The 17566-nt window shown below is 47.2% G+C and carries 16 protein-coding genes; 12 read left to right on the forward strand and 4 right to left on the reverse strand.

The window, feature by feature from the left end; translation table 11 throughout:
- Positions 1–62: 62 nt before the first annotated feature.
- On the reverse strand, positions 63–329 hold the full coding sequence (locus GKG43_RS11650; RefSeq protein WP_055154933.1) for a hypothetical protein: 267 nt from the start codon (positions 327–329) through the stop codon (positions 63–65).
- A gap of 240 nt (positions 330–569) precedes the next feature.
- On the opposite strand from GKG43_RS11650, the gene rd reads away from it, so the two are divergent.
- Positions 570–731: a rubredoxin gene (rd, locus tag GKG43_RS11655; RefSeq protein ID WP_025656450.1), complete on the forward strand. Its 162-nt coding sequence runs from the start codon at positions 570–572 to the stop codon at positions 729–731.
- A gap of 865 nt (positions 732–1596) precedes the next feature.
- On the opposite strand, the gene GKG43_RS11660 is transcribed toward rd, so the two are convergent.
- Complete coding sequence (locus tag GKG43_RS11660; protein ID WP_173020101.1) at positions 1597–2652, reverse strand: DUF917 family protein; 1056 nt, start codon at positions 2650–2652, stop codon at positions 1597–1599.
- A gap of 263 nt (positions 2653–2915) precedes the next feature.
- Here GKG43_RS11660 and GKG43_RS11665 point away from each other — a divergent pair, with 263 nt between their 5' ends.
- A complete protein-coding gene (locus GKG43_RS11665; RefSeq protein WP_050640169.1) occupies positions 2916–4601 on the forward strand; it encodes an OPT/YSL family transporter in 1686 nt (561 codons plus the stop codon).
- Positions 4602–4611: 10 nt separating this feature from the next.
- Here the strand turns inward: GKG43_RS11665 and GKG43_RS11670 are convergent, their stop codons facing one another.
- Positions 4612–5763, reverse strand: a complete 1152-nt coding sequence (locus tag GKG43_RS11670) for a PucR family transcriptional regulator (protein WP_050640168.1) — start codon at positions 5761–5763, stop codon at positions 4612–4614.
- A 97-nt stretch (positions 5764–5860) separates the two neighbouring features.
- On the opposite strand from GKG43_RS11670, the gene GKG43_RS11675 reads away from it, so the two are divergent.
- Positions 5861–6805: a DUF1177 domain-containing protein gene (locus tag GKG43_RS11675; RefSeq protein ID WP_055154935.1), complete on the forward strand. Its 945-nt coding sequence runs from the start codon at positions 5861–5863 to the stop codon at positions 6803–6805.
- Positions 6806–6908: 103 nt separating this feature from the next.
- Positions 6909–7868 (forward strand): aminopeptidase, encoded by a 960-nt coding sequence (locus GKG43_RS11680; RefSeq protein ID WP_242843829.1) that lies wholly within the window; start codon positions 6909–6911, stop codon positions 7866–7868.
- 192 nt (positions 7869–8060) lie between these two features.
- Here the strand turns inward: GKG43_RS11680 and GKG43_RS11685 are convergent, their stop codons facing one another.
- Positions 8061–9029: an AraC family transcriptional regulator gene (locus GKG43_RS11685; protein ID WP_050640166.1), complete on the reverse strand. Its 969-nt coding sequence runs from the start codon at positions 9027–9029 to the stop codon at positions 8061–8063.
- A 245-nt stretch (positions 9030–9274) separates the two neighbouring features.
- Between GKG43_RS11685 and GKG43_RS11690 the strand changes: the two genes are divergently transcribed.
- The 8 genes from GKG43_RS11690 (at position 9275) to GKG43_RS11725 (ending at position 16933) form a co-directional block, all read left to right on the forward strand.
- Entirely contained in the window at positions 9275–10279 is a 1005-nt protein-coding gene (locus GKG43_RS11690; RefSeq protein ID WP_055154936.1) for an asparaginase, read from the forward strand.
- A 46-nt stretch (positions 10280–10325) separates the two neighbouring features.
- Complete coding sequence (locus tag GKG43_RS11695) at positions 10326–11498, forward strand: Xaa-Pro peptidase family protein (protein ID WP_050640164.1); 1173 nt, start codon at positions 10326–10328, stop codon at positions 11496–11498.
- A gap of 45 nt (positions 11499–11543) precedes the next feature.
- Positions 11544–12410 carry a transporter substrate-binding domain-containing protein gene (locus GKG43_RS11700; RefSeq protein ID WP_050640163.1) on the forward strand — a complete coding sequence of 289 codons (867 nt, stop codon included), beginning with the start codon at positions 11544–11546 and terminating at the stop codon, positions 12408–12410.
- A gap of 83 nt (positions 12411–12493) precedes the next feature.
- Positions 12494–13153: an amino acid ABC transporter permease gene (locus tag GKG43_RS11705; RefSeq protein WP_050640162.1), complete on the forward strand. Its 660-nt coding sequence runs from the start codon at positions 12494–12496 to the stop codon at positions 13151–13153.
- Positions 13154–13165: 12 nt separating this feature from the next.
- Positions 13166–13831, forward strand: a complete 666-nt coding sequence (locus GKG43_RS11710) for an amino acid ABC transporter permease (protein ID WP_050640161.1) — start codon at positions 13166–13168, stop codon at positions 13829–13831.
- Positions 13832–13870: 39 nt separating this feature from the next.
- Positions 13871–14605 carry an amino acid ABC transporter ATP-binding protein gene (locus GKG43_RS11715; protein WP_129879123.1) on the forward strand — a complete coding sequence of 245 codons (735 nt, stop codon included), beginning with the start codon at positions 13871–13873 and terminating at the stop codon, positions 14603–14605.
- Positions 14606–14891: 286 nt separating this feature from the next.
- Entirely contained in the window at positions 14892–15476 is a 585-nt protein-coding gene (locus tag GKG43_RS11720; RefSeq protein WP_050640160.1) for a helix-turn-helix domain-containing protein, read from the forward strand.
- Positions 15477–15877: 401 nt separating this feature from the next.
- A complete protein-coding gene (locus tag GKG43_RS11725; RefSeq protein ID WP_055154937.1) occupies positions 15878–16933 on the forward strand; it encodes a PTS sugar transporter subunit IIC in 1056 nt (351 codons plus the stop codon).
- The last annotated feature ends 633 nt before the right edge of the window (positions 16934–17566 follow it).

Raw genomic sequence — 17566 nt, forward strand, 5'->3', positions numbered from 1 at the left:
GGAGTGGCTAGAGGGGAGAATCTAGTTACCTCGAATAATAATTAACTTGCTGTTAAACAGAACTAATCTTCTTCGATGATTTGGATTTCGAGGTAGTCGAAATCTATGGAGTCTACGAAGTTGTCCTGGTAGAAGCGGGTTTTGGCGTGGCGTTTGAATTCGGCTATTGTGGTGTCCAGCCAGATGGGCTTGCTTAGATCGAATTCGTAGCAGATAGCGTCGAGAGCGTTGAAAATTTTGTGGGTGCGGGTGTCATCTGTCTCGTCGCAGATGACAGTGTCGCGGAGCATTTTATTGTCTTTAATTTCTTTTCCCCATAGACGGAACATAGTTTGACCTCTTTCTTTTTTGGATAACTATTAGTATAGCATTTGGAAGATGGGATGTAAATGTTAAGATTTTACTGTTACTATGCACAGCTCATAGGCCGTGAATAGTAACATTTTGCTTTATTTTACGGGGGTTTTTGGAAAGGGTAATGAATCGGGGTATAAAACTGGTGCTGGAAGAAAATACTTATAGAAGTATTATGATACTATGATGTTAAATAAATAGAGGAGGAATTTCAGATGAAAAGATATGTGTGTGAACCATGCGGCTACGTATATGATCCGGAGGAGGGAGACCCGGATAGCGGGATCGAGCCAGGAACAGCATTCGAAGACCTGCCGGACGACTGGGTGTGCCCCTGGTGCGGACTTGGCAAAGATGTCTTTGTAGTGGAGGCTTAAGGGGGGGCCGCCTGAGAAAATCGGGATGTTTTGATGCTGTCCGGGGAGGCTTATGCTGATTTTGGAAACCGGCCGCTTAGTCTAGAATTGCTAACTGCGAAAAAGCCGCATCTTATGGAACCGAGCGTATTCACTTAGAAAGCCGATGCTTTCTAAGCTCAGACGCTCTGGATAATTGATTTGGAGATCAATTATCCTCCATAAGATGCGGCTTTTTCGCAGTAAGCAATTCTACGACCCGCTAGAGGCTTCCAAAATCAGCATAAGCCTTCCCGGACAGCATCAAAACATCCCGATTTCCTCAGGCTGCGCTGCGGCCGGCGGCAGGAGAACGCTGCACGGGAGGGGATAAAACGGGGAAAGATAAGATGTAAATTGCGGATCATAATATTAAGGTGTAGTAATAAAGTCTTGTGTGGATCTCGGCTACAATACAAAACTCATATTGTCACAGTTTACATTCAAATTATGATAACTGTTCCATATATACAAAAATTTCCTGGCACAATCAACGTATCACCAGTTCGATTCAATCCGCTGCTCCCGCCAATGTTCCCCCGTGGAGAGTGGTTTTACTACAGTTTGGATGAGACCAGCTGTGCGGAAGTGGAAGATGCCTCTCCTGGATGCGTCTTTTAGGGCATTAGCGCCGCTTCATCAAAATCGGAACCGGCATGTGAACTGCTTCCAGGCCCACAAGGCCTGGAAGCAAGCAGACCCGCAGTGAGAATTCATCAGAATTCTCGCAAGTGTCCGCGGTGTTCACCATGCCGGTTCCGATTTTGATTAGCGGCGCTTATGCCCTAATACCGCATCCAGGAGAGGCATCTTCCACTTCCGCACAGCGCCCCCTTCTAAAAAAAACTCACTCCCCCAAAACCCCCTCTAATGGAAGATAGTTCTGTTTGTTTAACAGTCCCGCACCAAGCTTAAGCTCACTTCTGGGTGCGCTGATTACGGTCAGTTCCATTCCCTCTTGTATGTCTGCGGAGGCGATGATTCTGCCTGTGTTGGTTTCAATTGTTGTGATGAGGTCGGGGAAGACGGCAAGCCGTTCCCCACCGATGGCTGCGTACATATATTCGTTGCAGAAACCAATCTGGCAAGGAATAGAGGCAGTGGAGATACGGAAGGTTCCGTAATCCAGGGCATTGCGGGTTTCGAGGGTACAGTTTTCTACGGTTCCGGTACAGAGGATTCTGCCGTTTAACTGGCAAAGGGCGGCTTCTATGGCCAGGGCGGGTGAAGCAGCGGTGCGGTACGCGCGGCCCAGCTTTATAGCCTGGGCGTACGCGCCGGCTGCGGCGTGAGTTTCCAGGTAGGGGATGGAAACGGGGTTGCGCGCTACGGCGACTGCTCCTCCTGCCAGATGAGCCGCATTTCTAACCAGTGAGGCTGTATTCTCGACAGTACCTTTTACTGTTAATTCGGTATATGTTTTATTTTCCGGTCTTCCGCCTGCTGCAGCCTGGATGACGGTCTGTCCGGAGTTCTCCAGGCCAAGAGAGCCCATGACTCCGAGCGGGTGTGCGCGGCCGTCACAGGGCGCGTCGATGATGGGAAGCCCTGAGAGCGCGGCGGGGATAAATGGTTCAAACGAGGAGGAAGCCCCCAGTTCACAGGAAATAAATCCTGCAATCGGGGTTTCGGACTGTGTGCCCAGCAGCTCCAGAATCCTGGGATATACATCGTCTGAATAATATGCAGTGTCCGAAGCAGGAGAACCAACTCCGGAAATCGTGACGATACAGCCGTCACTGCTTCGCTCTTTTAATTCTTCAATAGTAATCAATTCTACGTTTCCAAGTTTCAGTGCAGATAGTGCGCGTTCCGCCCCCTCTTTGGGGCAGCCTCCGCCACCGCCTCCGAGCAGAAGGCTGCCGATCAGCAGATCCTGTATGGATTCTTTGTCAAATATCATAGGTGTTGCTCCTTTTATTTTAATTTGTATTTTGGACAGCCAAACGCTGCGTAACCGCCCGCAGGGCATGTGTTACGGGGTGCCCTTTGGGTATACTTACATCATAAGCCGTATGAAAAAATCGTCAATTCCTGAATCCTACAAAAATAAATATCAAATTATTGTAGAAATCAACAAAGCATAAAAATAAGAAAAATTGTATAATTATTACTATGTTTACACGCTATCCGGTGTAAATCGTGCAAAAGGGAAAGGAGAGAATAATGAGTGACAACAGAGAAAATGGCAGCTCCGAAGAGATACTGGAACAGTACTCCAAAGAAATGCCAAAATTAATGGAACCGGGCATTTTTATAATAGCCGTCATAGCCAGTGTGCTGGGAGCTATCGTAGGGATGCAGGTATTGACACATACGGGGGTGGCCCCGGATACTTCTGTGGTGGGAGCGCTGCTTGCAGTTCTGATCAGTCAGATACCCATCCGGTTTTTGAAAAAATTTAAGAATATCCATTGCCAGAATCTGGTACAGACATCGACATCAGGGGCAACATTCTCGGCGGCAAACTGTATGCTGCTGACGATCGGTGTTCCTTATATTATGGGATACACGGAATTCATGTATCCGATGCTGATCGGTGTTACACTTGCAACGATTGTAGATGCTACAATTTTATACAAGTCATTCGGATCGCCGATGTTTCCTGCCGATGCACCGTGGCCTCCTGGAATCGCCACGGCTGAGACGATTCTTGCGACTGTCAGAAAGGGAAAACGTGCCGGGCTGCTTGTGATCGGCGCTGTTGCCGGATGGGCAGGGGCTATGGCCGGAATACCCATGGATTTATTCGGCGTTGCATGGGTGGGAAGCGTACTGGCTATCGGAGCATTCGGTGTAGGCGCCCTGATCGTGGGAATTATTGAAAGCAATGCGTTTGCATTTACCGTGTTCGGACATGATTTTGTCATTGCACAGGATATTTTTGGAAAAGGGTTTGTTGCGGCAGATCATGTTGCTTTGAATTATATGGGGCATGGAATCATGATTGGGGCAGGTATCATATCCCTGGTCCAGTGCGGCAGAATGCTGTTTAAGAAAGTGGATAAAGAAACTTCGGCGGCAGGCCAGTTCGGAACTTCGATCAAAGATATGCGGAGTGCTCTTGGAAAAGGATTTATCGCATATCTGGTAATTGCCCTGGGACTGGCAATTGTATCGGGGCTGTGGTATGAGATGAAGCCGGGCATGTTTATCTTATGGATACTATTTGCAGCGGTAGCGGCGCTTGTATCCGAGCTGATCGTAGGGGTTTCCGCCATGTATTCCGGATGGTTTCCCGGATTTGCCACGGCTCTCATCTTTTTAATTCTGGGTATGCTGATCGGTTTTCCGAAGCTCCCTCTGGCAGTACTGGCAGGTTTTACCGCGGCAACAGGACCGTGTTTCTCTGATATGGGTAATGACCTGAAAGCGGGCTATATACTGAGAGGAAGCGGAAAAAATCCGGAGTTTGAGAAGGCAGGCAGAAAACAGCAGTATTTTTCAGAGCTGCTTGGTTTTGCAGTGGCATTTGTCATTGTTGCTATCTTTGCAAAAACATACTTCTCACAGGGGCTGTTCCCGCCGATTAACGCTACATATGCCTCCACGATTGAAGCGGGTTCATCAATTGAGGTATTGAAATGGCTGGCGATCTGGGCAATTCCGGGGGCCGTCATTCAGATCGCAGGAGGAAACCACCAGGTTGGAATCCTGTTTGCCACCGGTATCCTGGTGGGCGGAACCATATATGGATTGACCGTCATCATTGCCACTATCATCCGTATTATTGTAATTAAGAAGAATCCGAAAAACGATGATATCCTGATGATTCTTGGCGCGGGCTCCCTGGTTGGATGTGCGCTGCATGATTTTGCCAACTCCATGCTGGGGGCATTCAAGTCCAAATAGCGCAGCTGCGTTAATAATCCTTTAACTTACGTATGATATACAGTATGTAAAGAGTCTGGAGAAAATCGGTATCGCTCTGCCCGTAGGGAATCATATTTTTTACCTTGTTGATCCGATAGCGTATGGTGTTTTCATGGACAAAGAGCGCCTTGCTTGTTTTGGTATAGTCCATATCGTTCTCAATAAAATCGTGAATGGTATGCATCAGATGAGAATGGTATCTTTCATCATACTCTAAAATAGGCTGCGCTGTCTCCAGATAAAATTCATCTATGGCAGGGTGGCCTTCCAGCTTTAAAAAGAGGCGCAGTACTCCAAGAGCCCGGAAATATATGACTTTGCCTGGCTGGTACGGGCAGGAGGAAGCGGCATGGTACGCCTGTGAAATGGCATCCCCCAGGCTGTAAAGAGGACAGCAGCTGCTGATACCAGCCATACATTCGGGATAGCTTTCAAAGATGGCGGCCGCAGTCTGTGAGATATATTTATCAATCGCATGGGGCGAATTATCCTTAAAAGAGCGGATAATCAAAATGCCTCCCCGGTATCCCGCAGCAAAAAACAAAACGTCCCGGCTGAATTTTTCGGCCAGAGCCGGACGGGGCAGGGGCATGCCTGCTTCCACGCGGCAGTAAAAACATAATACATTTTTGGCAAAGTAAGGATTCAGACGCTGGATAAGCATCGCTTTTCTATTGTCAGACAGCTCCCTGTCAGCCAGCTGGGCAAGAATCTCCTCCTGGCTGTTCAGGTTTTTGTAAAAGAGCAGCTGTTCCGTTATCTCGGAAATAATAATGGAATAAGGGACATCCTTGTCGATAAATAATATAGGCAGTCCGCACTGATTGGCATAGGCATAAGCTTCTTCGGGCAGTTCGTCCATATTTTCGTCAATAATGCAGAGCGCTGCGGTATGAATGGCATGAAAATACTTCAGGGCATAGAGGATGTACTGGGGATCGTCCTTGCCGTGATAGAAAGCTGTCATAAAAAAGGAATTCCTGGATTTGGTGTCAAGCGATGCAAAGTCCAGTTCGCTGATGTAATTATCAAAAACACTGACATATTCTACCTGTCTGTCCAGGCCGTCCGTACCGGCTTTAATCCTGGCGCCGGACAGAGAGGGCAGGTGCAGAACGTCAGACACAGTAATAACGCTCATAATGAAAAACCTCCGGGTGTGTTTTAACAAATTATATAACAGAAGATTTCACAAATCAATGTGAAGAAACAATATAAGAAATTGCGAGGATGAGAAAATGGTTTTTAAGCAGATGCTGGAACTCTATGATATTCTGGATGATATCAATGCCGACGGCAGGAGAGTAGAGGAATACTTAAGAAGCATCCAGAAGGATGCGGATGTGGAGGCATATCCAATTTACGGAGACAAGGGGAAAACGGATGTGGTAAAGGTATGTGTCCATGGAAGCAATGGAAAAAGAAGCGGCGGCGATGCGCCGACCCTGGGAATTATCGGCAGGCTGGGCGGCCTTGGCGCGCGTCCCGAACGGATTGGTTTCGTGTCTGACGGTGACGGCGCACTGACCGTACTTACCGCGGCAGCCAAGCTTCTGGATATGCAGAAAAAGGGGGATACGCTGGAGGGAGATGTGGTTCTCGTGACACACGTATGTGCGGATGCACCGACGGAACCGCATGAACCGGTGGACTTCATGGATTCACCGGTCAGCATGCAGCAGTGCAATGACGAAGAGATTACAGAGGATATGGATGCGATTCTGACAGTCGACACGACCAAGGGAAACCGAGTGATTAACCATAAGGGATTTGCAATATCTCCGACCGTTAAGGAGGGGTATATCCTTAGAATCAGCGAGGATCTGCTGGACATTGTGGAGATAACGACGGGAAAAGCACCTTATGTATTTCCAATTACCACACAGGACATCACACCTTACGGAAATGACCTCTATCACCTCAACAGCGTGCTTCAGCCGGCTGTTGCCACGGATGTTCCTGTGGTTGGTGTTGCAATTACGACGGAGACCGCGGTACCGGGATGCGGTACTGGAGCCACCCATGGTGCGGATGTGGAAATGACGACCCGGTTTGTAATTGAGGCAGCGAAGTCATATGGAAGAAAACAGTGCAGATTTTATGATGAAGAGGAATTTGCGCGTATTCAGAAACTATACGGATCTATGAAGAAACTGCAGACTTTGGGAGACGGCCGGGAATAAACATGAATAAGTAAGCTGCAGCCGTACACTTTGAAATTATCCAGCGTGGATTGAAGCAAGCAGAATAACTGTTAAAAAATGCAGCAGAAAGAAGGAAACTGAAATGAAGACGGGAAAAACGGAGATGGATATCAGGGAAAGCGCAGAGAATCTCCTTATGGCCTGTATGGATGTAAAAGAGGGCGAGCAGGTGCTGGTGGTCGCGGATCTGGATAAGTATGATCTGGGATACCAGGTGTATGAGACCGCTTTAGGTATGAACTGCGAGGCACTTTTTATGTGCATGAAGAATCGGAGCGTTTCCGGAGAAGAGCCGCCTGCCGCCATAGCAGCGGCCATGTGTGCATCGGATGTGGTAATCTGCATTACAGAGCATTCCATGACACACACCAATGCCAGGATCGGCGCGGCAAAAGCCGGTGCGAGAATCGGCACTATGCCGGGGATCACAGAGGAAATGTTTTCAAAAGGGGCGATGACTGCGGATTTTCGGAAGGTAGAGGCTGATACGAAGCGGTATGCCCAGATGCTAACAGAGGCATCCATGGCCAGGATCGAAAAGGACGGACATGTTCTGACACTAAATCTGAAGGGAAGAAACGGTGTACCCAGTACAGGGGTTTACCGCAATCCCGGCGAGGCGGGCAATCTTCCCTCAGGAGAGGCATACATCGCCCCGTTGGAAGACGGTGTGAACGGAAGCATGGTCATCGACGGCTCAATGGAAGCAATGGGAATACTTGAGGAGCCATTGACCGTAACCATCGAAAAGGGCCGGCTGAAAAGTCTGGAAGGAGACAGCGGGACATTGCAGATCCTGTTTGCAAAACCTGAAAACGGCATAACAGCGGAACTGGGGATAGGAACAAATCATGCCGCCGTCCTCTGCGGAAATATTTTGGAGGATGAGAAAGTGTATGGAACTGTTCATATTGCTTTCGGAAGCAATACTTCATTTGGCGGAACCAATAAGGCGGACTGCCATATGGATGGAATCATCCTGGAACCCGATTTGTACCTGGACGATGAACTAATCATGAAAAAAGGCGTGTTCCTGCGCTAGAATATGTTTGAAAATGCATTGCCGCAATATGTGGATGAAAAAGAGGCTGAAGCACTATTTAGTGCGTCAGCCTCTTTTGCATTTGAGCGGTAATACCGATACCGGAAACAAAAAAGGTAATTCGGCGTCCGGCCACAGACGTGGCGGCATGTTTTCTGCTTATGAGGCAGTGTGCTCCTGCCGGATTCTTTTTTATACTCCCCACTCCCGCCGGTATTGCAGCGGCGTCTTCCCGTCTTCTTTCTTAAAGCAGCGGATAAAATATCCGACGCTTTCGAAGCCTAAGTGTTCCGATATGTCATTGATGGACATTGTGGTGACACGCAGCAGCTCTTTGGCCTTGTCGATCCGGATACTGCGCTGGAATTCACCCGGGGTGCTTCCGACATAGAGCCGGAACTGTTTCTGCAGATAAAATTTGTTGACGTAAAATTCTTCTGCAAGAGAGTCCAGGGTAATCCGTTCGTTAAAATGTTCTGTAATATACTCCTGAGCCCGCGGAACAAATTTGGGAGGCTGCTTCTTGAGCGACATTGTTTTGTCGTGTATGGCAGATTCCATGCAGCAGGTCATTAGCGTGGTGATGATGGACGCGGCTTTAATGTCGGTCTGGTAATCACTGTAGATGTATGTGCTGTAGTATCCGATTAATTTCCGAAGCAGCTGAACGGCATCGCTGTTTCTCATGGTTCCGATAGGGCTGTTGTTATTCAGCTCCATGAAACTATCGTAATAGTCATGCGTCGAGTTTCCCCAGAAATGCATCCAGATCACATTCCAGTGCGGGATGTCCGGATCGATGGCATAATAGTTCAGCTTTCGGCAGTCGATCCAGAAAAATTGTCCGGGGGAAAGTGTATAATGCTTCCCGTCGAAGTTGATATAGCCTTGTCCATCCAGCGTGATTTTTAGAAGATAAGATTGTAAGCCCTGCCGGGTTGTCATGTAATTTTTTCCCGTTACGAATTCCCCGACCTCCTGCACGTAAGGCAGTCGCGCCCTGGCTTTCGGGTTTGTGTGTGCTATGAACCATTGTGAATCGGGGGTGACATCAAGATTGTACTGAATAAAGGGAGCTCCGGTCTGTGTTTCAGCCAAAGTAGCCTGATACTGCGGAAAGTCAACGAGATTCTGCGCTTTTTGATTTGTCTTGTTAATCATTCAAAATTCCTCCTCTAAGCCAAGATAGTGATATTTTTGTACAAGATAAAATAATGACATCCCGGGCAATATGAGTATAATTAAAGGAAATGGATAAAAAAAATTAAAAAAAAGAATGAATATTGTGCACAATTAACAGTTTTTTCTCAGACCTATTGGTGTTATCCATTGTATCATACTTTTATTTGACTTTAAATTTAAAAATGTAAAAAAAGAGAAAATGATAATATCGAAAGGAGTGAAAAGTGAATACGAAAGTACTGTTTGAAGAATACAGGGAGGATATTTTAGAGTGTGTCCATCACGGAGCTGCCTGTGTGGTAGACAAAGACGGAATTACGGCAGCAGTGGGGGATACTGACTGGACCTGTTTTTACAGGAGTGCTTCAAAACCGATTCAGTCACTGCCGGTTTTGATTCATGGACTGGATCAGAAGTATGGCCTTACAGAGGAAGAGACAGCACTGTTCTCAGGATCTCACTGGGGCGATGAAGAGCATGTAAGAGTATTGGAATCAATCATGCAAAAGACCGGACTGAAGGAAGAGCAGATGATTATGCTGCCAACATATCCAAACCGGCTCTCAGAGAGGAACCGTCTGATTGAGAATCATATGCCGCCCCGTAAAGTATACCACAATTGTTCCGGAAAGCATTTGGGCATGATGCTGCTGGCGAGAGAGCTGGGGGAGGAGGTATCCGGTTACTGGAGACGGGACAGCCGGACTCAGCAGGAAATCCTGAGGATTATATCCATGATGACGGATGTGGCAGCAAAAGACATAAGGACAGGCGTCGATGGCTGCGGTGTTCCGGTATATGCCGTGCCGTTCCACTCAATAGCGACCTCCTATCTGCGGCTTGTATGTCCGGAACTGATTCAGGATCTGGTACTGCAGACGGCAGTGATCAAAAACATAAATATGATTCATCAATATCCCCATATGATCGCGGGAAAAGACATTGTATGTTCGGTACTGGCATCCAGCGGCGACCTGCTGGGAAAAAGCGGCGCGATGGGAGTATACGCACTGGGAATCCGTTCGCTTGGCGTAGGAGTCGTTGTGAAGATCATGGATGGCAGCCATGATGAATTTGCAGCCGCGGTTCTGAGGGTGTTTGAAGAGCTTGACTATGACAATCAGGAGGTGGCGGAGCAGCTTAAGGAGCTGTATCCGGCAGCGGTCGTCAATGATAATAAGGAAATGGTGGGGTATCGGAAAGCAGTTTTTAAGCTGTTTAAGGAATAAGTAGAGAATAATACAGTACAAAGAGAAAGCGAAAAGGAGATGCAACATGCAGGATGAGTTAATCAGGATTCCGAGGACAGAATACCCGCAAAGATGGGAAAAAGTACAGGCTGTTATGCGGGAACGGAAATTGGATATTATTCTGGCATACAGTGATGACAGAGCTACCTATGGCAATGCATATGCAAGATACTATACAGATTTTCAGACACATTTTGAGCCGGTACTGGTCATGTTTGTACCAGACAGAGAGCCCCTTATCTTAACCGGGCCGGAGACTGACGGATATGCAGGAGAGAGAGCAGCTGTCAGGGAGATCAAGGTGCTGGCCGAATTGGCGGCGGAGGATGAGGATTATCCGTTTTCAAAGGTAGAAACGCTGAAGGAGATTATCCGGCAGTATGCAGGAAAAGAACCTGAAAGGATTGGATTGGCAGCAAAGGTATATATGGGGGCAGAATTATATGAAGCCTTACTGCGGGCTTATCCTGATGCAGAACTGGTGGACACGGACCAGCTTCTGGCACCTTTAAGAGGCATAAAATCTCAAAGCGAAATCGCTGTCATATGCAGGGCATATGAGATAGCCAACGCTGGAATGCAGGCAGCGATTGCAGCGGTGAGGCCGGGAATAACAGAAAGGAAGATTGCAGCGGAAGCGGAGTATGTTATGCGGAAAATGGGATGTGAGGGTTATGGAATCGACCCGATTGTCTCATCAGGCCCCAATGCGGCTCATGTTCTCGCCCGGACGACAACGAGGGTGATCGAAGAAAATGATATTGTGGTGATTACACTCGCTCCCAGATATGAGGGATATCACGGAGCCTGCGGAAGAACTGTGCTGGTGGGGAACCCGGGGGAAAAGGCTGAGAAAGCAGTAAAGGCGATGATCAGGGCGCAGAACCTGTGCGCAGAGAATCTGGTTCCGGGAAACATTGGAAGCCGTGTTGAGGAGATGGGAAGACAGGTGATGAAGGAGGCGGGATATGAGAAAAACTTTATGTACTCCGGGCTTCACAGTGTTGGCGTGATTGAGTTTGAACCACCTATTTTCGGTCCATCCAGCAGCACTGTCATCGAAAAGGATATGGTGATTTCGATCGACATCCCGCTTTTCGAGGCGGATGTATCAGGAATGAGGATGGAAGACGGGTATCTGATCACGGAGGCAGGAGCCAGAAAGCTGACCGATAGTCCTCAGTGGATTCAAAAGTAAAAGATTTAGTGAAACCAAAGACCGCAAAAGAATGGAGGAGAAGTCATGAAAAAGAGAACAAAAAAGGTTATAGCAGTGATGTTAACAATTGGATTAATCGCTGGTTTGGCTGCCGGATGCAGCTCATCTAAAAAAGAATCGGGAAAATCCAATGATCCGGCGGCAGCAGGGGAAGCAGGCGGCAGCGGAAGCGCAACTCTGGATTCTATTTTAGAAAAAGGGAAAATCGTTGTAGGATGTTCTTTAAACGGAGCGCCAATCGGCTTCACTGATGACAGCGGAAAAGAAATGGGATATGACGTTGATTGGGCCAACCGCCTTGGAGAGGTGCTTGGGGTCGAAGTGGAGATTGTAAATGTAGATGCAGAAACCAGGCTTCCGGCATTAACATCCGGACGTGTAGACGTCCTGTTTGCGAATGTAACGGGCAATCTGGAACGCGCACAGTCTGTCGATTTCTCTATCCCATATCTCCGTGCCGGAATAAAGATGCTGACAGCGGCAGGATCAGATCTGCACACACTGGAAGATCTGAACAGCCCGGATGTAACGGTATCAGTAAACAGAGGCTCTACCGGTGAGGCACTGGTGACAGAGAATGCTCCCGAGGCGAACATTCTTTATGTAGATAATTTTACAGATTCTGTACTTCAGGTTGAACAGGGAAAAGCGGATGCGGCTTTCGAAGATAATACGGTAGTAGAATATGCGGCATCCCAGAACGATAAGCTGGAGGCACAGGAGAAAATGTATACATCAGATCCTATCTGCGCAGCATGCAGAAAAGGTGATATAGAATTTGCCCGATATCTGGACATGTTTGTATCATGGCAGATCAGTTCTGGATGGCAGGCTGATACTTATGAGAATTGGTGGGGAACCAAACCGGCAGAGTTAAATTATCTGTGGTAATAACATAAGATATATGTCGAATGCCCGTCTTGACAGGGCGGGCATCCTTTCATCAATAGGATGAGGAGGTGAGGGTGCTTAAAATGTATAAGTTAAACTTTAATTTTCTCAATGTATATGGGGATATGCTGCTGGACGGGATGAAGATGACGGTGATTATCGTGGCCTGGTGCCTTGTGATCGGGCTCGTGCTGGGAACGGTAATGGCACTGTTTAAACAGTCAAAGAGCCGTATTTTGCGTATCTTTGCAACGGTATATGTGGATATTCTCCGGAATACGCCGTTTCTGGTTCAGCTCTTCTTCTTTTTCTATGGACTTCCGGCGCTTGGAATCCAGACGGATGCGATGGTCACGGCTATCATTGCTCTGGGGATCAACACAAGTGCCCAGAATTGCGAAATCATCAGGGCCGGTCTTTTGGCTGTTAAGAAAGAATACTTCGAATGTTCCGAGGCTCTTGGGTATACAAAAATGCAGACACTCTGGTATTTTGTGCTTCCAATTTCTTTCAGGCTCGCCTTTAAGTCACTTGTGAATAACTTTATTAATCTGGTTCTGACTTCTTCAGTCTGCTTCTCCATTACGGTAGTAGAGACTATGGGAGCGGCCAAAATTATTGTTGGCAGGACCTCGAGACCCTTCGAGATTTATCTGATGATATTGCTATGTTATTGTGTTTTTACATATATCATCTCCTTTATTGCGAAGTTCATCGACAAAAAAATCCGTATTGTATTATAAGGAGGGACTGAAATGTCATTTTATGATTATGCAAATCTGACCGGCAATGATGCCATGCAGTTCCTTCGGGCTGCGGGAGTTACCTTATATATCACATTAATGTCCCTGCTGATCGGAACCATCGTGGGAGTGATTCTTGGATTGATCCGGTGCTCCAAGAATAAAGTAGTAAAGGCCTTGCCGTTGATTGTGATTGAGCCTCTGCGGAATTCACCTCTGGTTACACAGCTGTTTCTTATTTTTTATGGTCTGCCGATGATCGGAGGGATCATGCTGGATCCGTTTCCGGCCGCAATTCTGGCGTTGTCTTTGAATACGGCCGCGTTTATGGCCGTTCTGGTTCACAACAGTGTGTCTGCAATTCCGGAGGGACAGTGGGAGGCAGGCCTGGCTCTGGGGCACAGCAGAACATCAACTTTTATAAGCGTGATATCCAGACAGGCGCTGAGACTTCTTGTGCCTCAGGCTATAACACTTTATATATCACAATTACAGTGTTCTTCATTAGTTGCACTGATAGGAATCATGGATCTTACAAAACTGGGACAGAATCTGGCTCTTCGTACGTTAAAGCCGTTCCTGATCTATGGAATTGTATTTCTGATCTATTACGTGATATCCAGTCCGCTGTCCAGACTGGCAAAGAGTCTGGAGAAGAAATTATCGTTCCACTATTAGAACAGTATTGCTATCAGGATAAGAGAGGTGACAGAAAAGATGTCTATGATTGAAGTAAAGAATGTTACCAAAAGTTTTGGTGACCTGACCGTCTTAAAAGACTTTAGCGTTGATTTTAACCAGGAGGGCGTAACCGTCCTGCTCGGTCCCAGCGGCACGGGCAAAAGCACACTTTTGAGGTGCATTAACGCTTTAGAGACGATTGACAGCGGGGACATCATTGTAAACGGGCTGTCGGTAAAAGAAAAAAAGAATCTGCGGCAGATACGTCTGGACTGCGGAATGGTCTTCCAGAAAACTGTGCTGTTTCCACATTTAAATGTCATGCAGAACCTGACCATGAGTCCGGTGAAACTCTTGAAGATGAACAAAAAGGAAGCAGAGGAGAAAGCCAATTTTTACCTGAAAAAGGTAGGCCTGGAATCTAAAGCACAAGCCATGCACAATGAACTTTCCGGCGGTGAACAGCAAAGAATTGCCATAGCAAGGGCGCTGATGATGAATCCAAAGGCGCTTCTTCTGGATGAGGTAACGTCCGCACTGGATCCGGAGATGACCAGCGAGGTGCTCAAGATACTCGAGACGCTTGCGGGGGAAGGGGTATGCATGTTATGTGTCACGCATGAAATGCAGTTTGCCAGACATGTTGCAAGCAGAATCATCTTCATGGATAAAGGAATCGCGGCTGCAGATGAAACTGCAGAAAACTTCTTTTCCGTAGTGAGAAAAGAAAATGAACGGATCGCCAAATTTCTTCAGTTTATCGGAGAATGAGTTCATGAGGGGGTGTCGGATAATACCGATTTTTAAGCTCCTTATCAAAGAATAAGCAAATCCTATGGAATTCAGTGTTTTTAGCATCTGATTTACCATAGGATTTCTTTTGCTTTTTCTAATCCTTCTTATCTTAGGGCGCAAAATCCCCCGCCTCCTATATTATTTAGTTTGCCCGAAAGCCTCAAAGTAGTACAATATAAGAGAAAATATGATAAACTCTACGGAGCGTTTATTGTAAATAGATTGGAAAGTTTTATACTTGTATACAGGGGAGGATATAACAATGGACAATGTGAAAATCGGAAAATTGATTTATCAGCTAAGAAAAGAAAATCATATGACTCAATTACAATTAGCTGATCAGATGAATATAAGCGATAAAGCAGTTAGTAAATGGGAAAGAGGATTAGGCTGCCCAGAATTGTCCTTACTGCCCTCGTTATCAAAAATCTTTAATGTTGATTTAGAAAAACTGCTATCCGGTGAACTAAATGCTAACGAGATTCTGGGAGGTAATATGAAAAAAATGCACTTTTATATCTGTCCTGCCTGCGGGAACATGATTACCGCAATGACAGATACCAACATATCTTGCTGCGGGAAGAAAATGAAATCATTACAGCCCCAAAAAGCAAATGATGATGATAAGTTAAATGTAGAAATGGTTGAAAATGATTTTTATATCACTTCCAGCCATGCAATGGAACGGGAACACCATATTGCATTTGTAGCTCTGCTGACAGGAGACAGTATCATGATTAAAAAGCAATACCCTGAATGGGGGCTACAAGTGCGTATTCCTATTTTCGCACACGGGAGATTGCTTTGGTACTGCAATCAACACGGATTGTTTTATATGGAGATATAACGCTGGGAAAGAAATAAGATTTACACTGCTTGATTTAACAACATGGAAACGTGGAGAACAGTTTTACTATCAAAATAATTATTAAACCCCAAGTTGTGTCGAACATTAGAATACAAGCTAACAAAACAGGCATACCGTCTATTAAACGATATGCCCCTCATTCTGTCTTTATTTCGAACCGTGCTAAATCTGCGCTGCTGGAGTACAGCATCCCTTCGCCGCAGGTGAATTACAATTGACTGGATGTGTAACAGTTCAGGCCTGTCTGAACTGTTACAACAGAGAATGACACGGCTAAGATGTGTTAAGTTGTATTGGCAGAGGTTCTGGACGAGAGGGGGGATCTGTGGTAGAATAGCGGGGAGTGACAAGACAAGTGTATGTGCAGGAGGGATTATAGGATGAAGAAGCTGCTTGACAGGATTTTCATAGACGGGCTCAGCGGGATGGCTCAGGGGCTGTTTGCTACTTTAATTATTGGAACAATTATCCAGCAGATCGGCACTTTTATGGGCGGGACTGCGGGAGACCTGGTTTATGCGGTAGGGAAGGTGGCGGCTGCTTTGACGGGAGCCGGGATTGGCGTTGGTGTGGCCAGGAAACTGGAAGCCGGCCAGCTGGTGACGGTATCGGCTGCTACAGCTGGTATGGCGGGCGCTTTTGCAGGAAAACTTCTGGCCGGGCAAGTGATACAGGACGGCGCCATGGTCTTTGCAGGACCGGGCGAGCCTCTGGGAGCTTTTGTTGCGGCTTACATAGCGATTGAATTTGGGATTCTGATTTCCGGAAAGACCAAACTGGATATTATACTGACCCCGCTGGTGTGTATTGGGACAGGTTCGGCAGTGGGACTGCTTCTGGGACCCCCGATATCCAGGTTTATGAACTGGCTGGGATCACTGATTAACTGGGGGACTGAGCAGCAGCCATTTCTTATGGGCATCGTAGTATCCGTGCTTATGGGGATGATCCTGACTCTGCCGATCAGCTCTGCAGCATTAGGAATTATACTGAATCTTTCGGGCTTGGCAGCAGGTGCAGCTACGATAGGCTGCTGCTGCAACATGGTTGGTTTTGCCGTAGCAAGCTACAGGGAGAATAAGATCGGCGGACTCCTCGCACAGGGCATTGGAACCTCTATGCTGCAAGTACCTAATATCGTCAGGAAGCCAATTATCTGGCTGCCGGCCATATTATCCAGCGCGGTGCTCGGGCCGGTGGGGACTATGGTACTGCATATGACGAACAACGCAACCGGATCGGGAATGGGAACAGCAGGGCTTGTGGGACAGATCATGACTTGGCAGGTGATGGCACAGACGGAACCCCCCATGATGGTATTGATTAAAATACTTGTAATACAGATCCTGCTTCCGGCATTTGTGACGCTGGGCATATCCGAATTCATGCGGAAACGAAAATGGATCAAATTTGGGGATATGAAGCTGGAACTATAAGAAATCGGGATTTAGCGACGAGCTTTAGTTTCGGCGCGGATGGGGGACGCTCCATAAAGGGATAGCCGAAAACCTCCCGGAGAACATCCATGTCCTTTCAAAAACGCGGCCGCGGACCTAAGAAATTCTAGGCGGGAAACAGCCCTGAAAATGGAGCACCACTGACACATCACGAGAAATCCGATGATTTCTCGCGCTGGGTCAGCTGATTTTTGGATTCGGAATCCAAAAATCTCTCCATTTTCAGGGCCGTTTCCCACCAAGAATTTCTAAGGTCCGCTTTGAGCGTTTTTGAAAGGACATGGATGTTCTCCGAGAGGTTTTCGGCTATCCCTTCATGGAGCTGGCGCATCCAACCGGCAGGAAAAAGCTCGTTTCTAAGGAGGGGCCTCAAGCGGGGGCAGCGTATGGTATTGAATTGGCGGGACTTTTATGTCCCCAGTAGGTGTACATAAGCAAGGTGATACAGCTTACAGTTTATACACATCTTGAAGATGAAAAGATACGCATAGCCAATCCACATCCGCTGCCCTGGTCCGGGATCCCACCCGGTTGGCGAGTTTTCCTGCCGATTGGATGAGCCAGCTTTATGACAGGGAGGCCGGGGAGGCGCTGGGGCTGTATATGCCGTTG

The sequence above is a fragment of the Eubacterium sp. BIOML-A2 genome, from assembly GCF_009680135.1.
In the GTDB taxonomy this organism is placed as follows: Bacteria; Bacillota; Clostridia; order Lachnospirales; family Lachnospiraceae; genus Faecalicatena; species Faecalicatena contortus_B.

Bases quoted from the DNA above. Each gene is read 5' to 3' on its own strand.
- GKG43_RS11665 (WP_050640169.1), top strand. From the start codon at position 2,916: ATGAGTGACAACAGAGAAAATGGCAGCTCCGAAGAGATACTGGAACAG.
- GKG43_RS11695 (WP_050640164.1), top strand. From the start codon at position 10,326: ATGCAGGATGAGTTAATCAGGATTCCGAGGACAGAATACCCGCAAAGA.
- GKG43_RS11705 (WP_050640162.1), top strand. From the start codon at position 12,494: ATGTATAAGTTAAACTTTAATTTTCTCAATGTATATGGGGATATGCTG.
- GKG43_RS11675 (WP_055154935.1), top strand. From the start codon at position 5,861: ATGGTTTTTAAGCAGATGCTGGAACTCTATGATATTCTGGATGATATC.
- GKG43_RS11660 (WP_173020101.1), bottom strand. From the start codon at position 2,652: ATGATATTTGACAAAGAATCCATACAGGATCTGCTGATCGGCAGCCTT.
- GKG43_RS11670 (WP_050640168.1), bottom strand. From the start codon at position 5,763: ATGAGCGTTATTACTGTGTCTGACGTTCTGCACCTGCCCTCTCTGTCC.
- GKG43_RS11715 (WP_129879123.1), top strand. From the start codon at position 13,871: ATGTCTATGATTGAAGTAAAGAATGTTACCAAAAGTTTTGGTGACCTG.
- GKG43_RS11680 (WP_242843829.1), top strand. From the start codon at position 6,909: ATGAAGACGGGAAAAACGGAGATGGATATCAGGGAAAGCGCAGAGAAT.
- rd (WP_025656450.1), top strand. From the start codon at position 570: ATGAAAAGATATGTGTGTGAACCATGCGGCTACGTATATGATCCGGAG.
- GKG43_RS11685 (WP_050640166.1), bottom strand. From the start codon at position 9,029: ATGATTAACAAGACAAATCAAAAAGCGCAGAATCTCGTTGACTTTCCG.
- GKG43_RS11720 (WP_050640160.1), top strand. From the start codon at position 14,892: ATGGACAATGTGAAAATCGGAAAATTGATTTATCAGCTAAGAAAAGAA.
- GKG43_RS11700 (WP_050640163.1), top strand. From the start codon at position 11,544: ATGAAAAAGAGAACAAAAAAGGTTATAGCAGTGATGTTAACAATTGGA.
- GKG43_RS11710 (WP_050640161.1), top strand. From the start codon at position 13,166: ATGTCATTTTATGATTATGCAAATCTGACCGGCAATGATGCCATGCAG.
- GKG43_RS11650 (WP_055154933.1), bottom strand. From the start codon at position 329: ATGTTCCGTCTATGGGGAAAAGAAATTAAAGACAATAAAATGCTCCGC.
- GKG43_RS11725 (WP_055154937.1), top strand. From the start codon at position 15,878: ATGAAGAAGCTGCTTGACAGGATTTTCATAGACGGGCTCAGCGGGATG.